The following is a 5,124-nucleotide window of genomic DNA, read 5'->3' on the forward strand; positions in this document are numbered from 1 at the left end:
CCTAATAAAATGGTAGATATGTTCTTACGCTATGATAAAGCTGGAGTTTTGAATGTAGATAGATGGAATGGTTTACTAGGGAAAAATGCTATTCCAAAAGAAGTTGTAGATGAATTTAGAAAGAAAGTAAATCCTAAATAATTTGACTTTTCCTAAAAAAAGAGTATACTTATAGATAATATTGGTCGATAACCTCAACTTTAACCCCAATACAAATATGTTTAAATTCATTAAGTCTATTTTCCTCTCCAGAACCAACTGGACAATTATTGTTCTCTTCATTATTAACGGAACCGCAAGTATCCGAACCTATATCTCACCTTCTGTCTTACCCTTGATAGATGGTATATTATCTATCTTGGCTATCTATTTCAGAATAGACCAGAATGTGGATTACAAAGGGCTGCGATAACGAGTGTATATTCTTAAGAGGTTTATTTTCGGTGCTATGTGCCTCTTGTTCTTGATTATTCCAAATCGAGCAAAGCTGATAGCTCCCAAGATAAACTTCGATGAGATAACAGATTGGAATCAGAAAACTTCTAACAATTTGACACAATGGATAGAAAAACTTGCTATCTGTGAAAGTTCCAATAATCCATTAGCGGTAAACCCAAAAGATAAAGATGGTAGACCAAAATATGGTCTATTTCAGTTTGATATTAGAACTTGGAAAATGTATATTACGAGATATAATTTGTTCAACTATCAGAAATGGGAGGAAGCTGATTGGTGGAATGCGATTTATTCTGATTATCACCAAGAAATAGTTTTAAGAGAAATGATAGAAAATGGAGTTGATTTGGCAAAAGAATTTGGATGCATTAAAAAAATAGGTTTGTTTGACAATCAACTGGTAATAAAATAACTATGCCACCAGGAATATATAAACATAAACCAAATTCAGAAGAACAAAATAAGAAGATTAGTGAAGCATTAAAAGGCAGACATCTTTTAGAAGAAACTAAAAGAAAAATAAGTAAATGGCATAAGGGCAAGCATCATTCTGATGAGACAAGAAGAAAAATAAGTGAATCTCATAAAGGTAGTAAAAATTATTTATATGGAAAACATCTTTCTGAGGAAACAAAGAAGAAAATGAGTGAAGTGCATAAGAGAGAAAATAATCCTAATTGGAAAGGCTGTATTACACCAGAAAATGACAGAATTAGAAAAAGTAGAGAGTTTCGTTTATGGCGTGAAGCAGTGCTCGCTCGGGATAATTATACTTGTCAAAAATGTGGTCAGAAAGGAGGTAAATTACAATCTCATCATATCTTCAACTTTGCTACTTATTTAGATTTACGATTTGCTATTGATAACGGAATTACTCTATGTAAAGATTGTCATTCAGATTTTCACAAAAGATATGGAATAAAGAATAATACACGAGAACAATTAAAAGAATTTCTATTGAGAGGGAATTAGTAAAACTTCCCCAATAAAAAATAGGCTCAATTGAGCCTATTTTAGTTAGTCAAACAATTTAATAGGTTTTCCTTTCTGTATCCAATGCATGAATCTGGAATATCGTTTTAGGAAATAATATAAATTAGAATAAGTCAAATTTTTTATCCCATAGGCATTTTTGGCATAAGTAAAAGTTAGTTTATAAAGTCCATATCTTCTGGGAGTTCTTTGTAATTTAATTCCTTCTATGAAAAAGAAGTTCAGAATTCCTATAGGATTGATATGGTATTTCTTTTCGAAATGATAACGAGGGTCAATCATAATGTAATAATACAATAAAAAATAAAATCTGCTACAAACAGAATGGTAAGCCAAATAACCTTGATACAAAATTCTCGATGGGTATGATAAAATTTCTTTAGTTTATTCATAGTTTAAAATTTTTATCATTTAATTCCTGCAAAGTTTCGTATATCTTTTGATACCACTGTAAGGTAATGGGTTCTAAACTATTAGCCATCTTTTCTAATTTTTTTGTTGTTCCAGCCCCTTTTAATTTATCCCAGAAATCAGCGAATGCTCTGGGATGTTGATGTCCCCAAAAATGACATTTAGCACAAAGGCAAGTGAAGTTCAAGGGGTTATACCTTAATTTAATAACATTCCGACTGATAAAATGACACCATTGTAAATTTTGTGTATTACCACATCTTTCACACTTACCATTTCTACGAACTAGCTGGCTACACAATTTATCACACTTATTGCGTAGAGTTTTTTTAGAAGGGTTCTTCATAGGAGTTTACCTTGCTGGTCTTTAGCATGCCTTTTTTCACATTGCTCCTTACACCTTTTAATTATTATTTGGCAGAATTGATTTATTTTCTTACGGGGTTCATATCCTAATTCGGGAAAGTATTTTTGTATAGCTTTCTCAAGCCAGTTTGATTTCATCATATATGGACTAAAGGTTACAATTATTGTTACATTTGGTGTTCGCCTTCATACCTTTTACTTTAAGATTACTATCTCACACGGGACAACTTTCCATTCTTTTTCCATCTCCATATCTTTAAGATATTTTTGCCCTGCTTTTCTCGTGGTAAAGATTGTTAAACTTACTCCCCAATTATCACTACAATCTATAATAACTCCCCTTTTTGTAATTATTGCCCACGCTTTGAATTTCTTTTCTTTCATATTTTTTAGTTTATTTTATCCTTCTTAATTCCCACTCTTTTTTAGTCCCAAAGTCAAACTTTATTCCTACTTTCCCCTTTTTCAATTTAGGAAGTTCTTTCAAAATCAAATTTAATACTATAAGATTTTCTAAATGCCCTCTGGTAATTTTGCCTACTATTTCACTAAAATTATCAATAGCTTTTGTCATTTCTTCTTCCGTTAGAGTATCCATAGAAGAAGCTAATATTGGTGATTGCTTTGACATATTTTTTTTATTTTAGTTTATTATTTGAATATCTCATTAAGTTTTTTTCTCGTAGAAGTTCCTACGAATCCAGTCGGTTTTGTCAGTCCAAGAGGAGTTAATATTTCATCTCTGTATTTTTCTTGGAAATCCATTACTGCTGAATAGGTTATTCCATAAAAATTCCCAGTTTCGGGAACAGAAAGAGGAAACACTCCTTCATATTTCAAGGCTTTCTGGAGCATCTTTATATCTTCTTGGTCTTCCATTCCGTAATATAAATCATAATTCCATTGCCACTTTGGCTTTTCAGTAGTATTAGTTGCTGTATCCCGCCAGTTATTAGGTAAATCTAATAAGTATTGTGGTGGAATAAACATATAAGGTAAATAGTTCTCTTGGAAAAAACCAATACCCTTACCTTTGTATCCCCAGTTCCCCCAAGCATGTTCAAAGCTGATAGTTTTCTTTCCAGCAACTAATCCATACTCCTTTAAGGCGACAGCGTGATAACCCAACTGCGACTGAGGAGTATTTGGTAATGGTGGTTCTACCCAACCATTCTTATTTGTCCAGCCTTCATCTGTCAATATTACCGAAACACCTAAGAACTGTCCTGTTTGTAGAATCTGAGCAATATCATCAAAAGTAAATGTTGGTGCTAAATAAGCAAACCCATTAGGTTTATAAACTAAGGCAACCTGTCTATCTCCTGGTTTTAAATTAGACAAATCTCTTACCTGTGCTTCACTTAAATTATTACTCGGTAAAAGATGTTCTAATGTCACCCCATTATGATAGAGCCACTTCATTGTTTTCTCAACATACAAGCCCAACACTGGATAAGGTTCACAGCAATTACCATAAATATCTTTTGCTGAAAACTTTATTCTTTTGCCTTCCTCTCTCTCATTAGCATTCTCTACCAACATAGACAACAACCAAGCATAGCAATCACTACCACCATTCTGGGTATATTGTCCATTCCAATAACTCCTAAAGTCATCAGGGCTTTTTTCATACCAAACGATGGGAGCGGCTCCCACTAATAACTCCTTGCTACAGACATTTCTCTTATCGGCAGAATAGCCAGGTCTTTCACAAATACCTGAAGCATTGGGAGGAAAATATTCTTTTTTGAACCAATTAAGTATATTCATATTTTTATTCAGTTAGAGTTTGTTAAATCTATATTCTAAATCCACTAATTCTCCAAGTATCATCATCAATAATCCATCTGTTAAATCACCCTTAATGGCGATAATCAAGCCACCAATAGTAAATCCTAATCCAATTAATCTAAGTATTCTCTTTTTTGTTTTCATAGTCATAGTTTATTTGGTTATTTTATTTTCTCTCTGGATAATAACAGGGTTTATCTTTTCTATGGATTACACCCAATGTCCAGGGCTCGCCACAGGAACACTCTATCTCGGTTTCGTCTATTAGTTCTTGGGGCGTTCCCAATAACACAAATTTGGGACGCTTATCTGTAGCAATCTCGCTTGGAATTTCTTCCCCAATATAAAGAATTTTATCTAATATGGCTTGTTTTATTTTTTTCATCTTTTTATTTAGTTTAAATTTGATTGAGATATTTTAACAATAAAAGTTTGGTTTTAAGGTTAGTAAAATCTAATCTATTTCCTTTAAAAGCATTACATCTCCTACATAAAATCTGTAAATTATCGGGATCATAATTTCTTAGAACATCGACTCCAAATTGTTCTAATAAATATTCAGGTACTATATGGTCAATCGTCAAATCTTCAGTCCTTTGACATTTATTACAACATTTATTGTTCTGTTGAAACCAATCTTGTTCTAGCTTAATTTTTTCTCTATGAGTCATATTTTTATTTAGTTAGAGTTTGGTTATCATCAAAACAATTTTCTAAATACTCTACCCCATACTCTATTATAGTTTCAGACATTATTTTATACACTAATTTACGAGCATCTTTAAAAGTATTTGTTTCACCTTCCCTAAACTTTCCACCACTACCAACATCAACATTATCAATAATGAATTTACCTTTTTTGTTTTTATAAACTATTAATTTATTGTTTGCACTCATAATTAAAACGAAGATGAGAGTTTAATATTCATAATCTTGTTTAGTTAAAGACTTATCTTTGTCAAGACTCAAGAAATCAAATAATGGTTTTTGTCTCGAAACAAAAGCTATAGGATTGTCATTTATTTTCTTTTCTAATTCTAAAGTACTCATTATATTAATAATATTTCTATATTTATATCCTCCATCTTTCTTTTTCGCTAGATTATA

At 31.8% G+C, this 5,124-nt stretch carries 9 protein-coding genes; 2 read left to right on the plus strand and 7 right to left on the minus strand.

The window, feature by feature from the left end; all coding sequences use genetic code 11:
* Positions 1-448: 448 nt before the first annotated feature.
* Both NT145_03610 and NT145_03615 read left to right on the plus strand, forming a co-directional pair.
* A complete protein-coding gene (locus tag NT145_03610) occupies positions 449-868 on the plus strand; it encodes a hypothetical protein (protein MCX5781779.1) in 420 nt (139 codons plus the stop codon).
* Positions 869-870: 2 nt separating this feature from the next.
* Positions 871-1,428 carry an NUMOD3 domain-containing DNA-binding protein gene (locus NT145_03615; protein ID MCX5781780.1) on the plus strand — a complete coding sequence of 186 codons (558 nt, stop codon included), beginning with the start codon at positions 871-873 and terminating at the stop codon, positions 1,426-1,428.
* A gap of 993 nt (positions 1,429-2,421) precedes the next feature.
* Here the strand turns inward: NT145_03615 and NT145_03620 are convergent.
* The 7 genes from NT145_03620 to NT145_03650 form a co-directional block, all read right to left on the minus strand.
* Positions 2,422-2,610, minus strand: coding sequence for a hypothetical protein (locus tag NT145_03620; protein ID MCX5781781.1), 189 nt, complete (start codon positions 2,608-2,610; stop codon positions 2,422-2,424).
* A gap of 10 nt (positions 2,611-2,620) precedes the next feature.
* Positions 2,621-2,857, minus strand: coding sequence for a hypothetical protein (locus NT145_03625; GenBank protein MCX5781782.1), 237 nt, complete (start codon positions 2,855-2,857; stop codon positions 2,621-2,623).
* A gap of 20 nt (positions 2,858-2,877) precedes the next feature.
* Positions 2,878-3,996, minus strand: a complete 1,119-nt coding sequence (locus NT145_03630; GenBank protein ID MCX5781783.1) for a peptidoglycan-binding domain-containing protein — start codon at positions 3,994-3,996, stop codon at positions 2,878-2,880.
* A 12-nt stretch (positions 3,997-4,008) separates the two neighbouring features.
* Positions 4,009-4,161: a hypothetical protein gene (locus NT145_03635; GenBank protein ID MCX5781784.1), complete on the minus strand. Its 153-nt coding sequence runs from the start codon at positions 4,159-4,161 to the stop codon at positions 4,009-4,011.
* A gap of 22 nt (positions 4,162-4,183) precedes the next feature.
* The gene (locus NT145_03640; protein MCX5781785.1) at positions 4,184-4,402 is read right to left on the minus strand and encodes a hypothetical protein; all 219 of its coding nucleotides are present in this window, start codon (positions 4,400-4,402) and stop codon (positions 4,184-4,186) included.
* A gap of 290 nt (positions 4,403-4,692) precedes the next feature.
* On the minus strand, positions 4,693-4,914 hold the full coding sequence (locus NT145_03645; GenBank protein MCX5781786.1) for a hypothetical protein: 222 nt from the start codon (positions 4,912-4,914) through the stop codon (positions 4,693-4,695).
* A gap of 21 nt (positions 4,915-4,935) precedes the next feature.
* A partial coding sequence (locus tag NT145_03650) for a hypothetical protein (protein ID MCX5781787.1) occupies positions 4,936-5,124 on the minus strand: 189 nt, incomplete at its 5' end.

The organism is Elusimicrobiota bacterium (assembly GCA_026388075.1).
Classification (GTDB): Bacteria; Elusimicrobiota; Endomicrobiia; order Endomicrobiales; family JAPLKN01; genus JAPLKN01.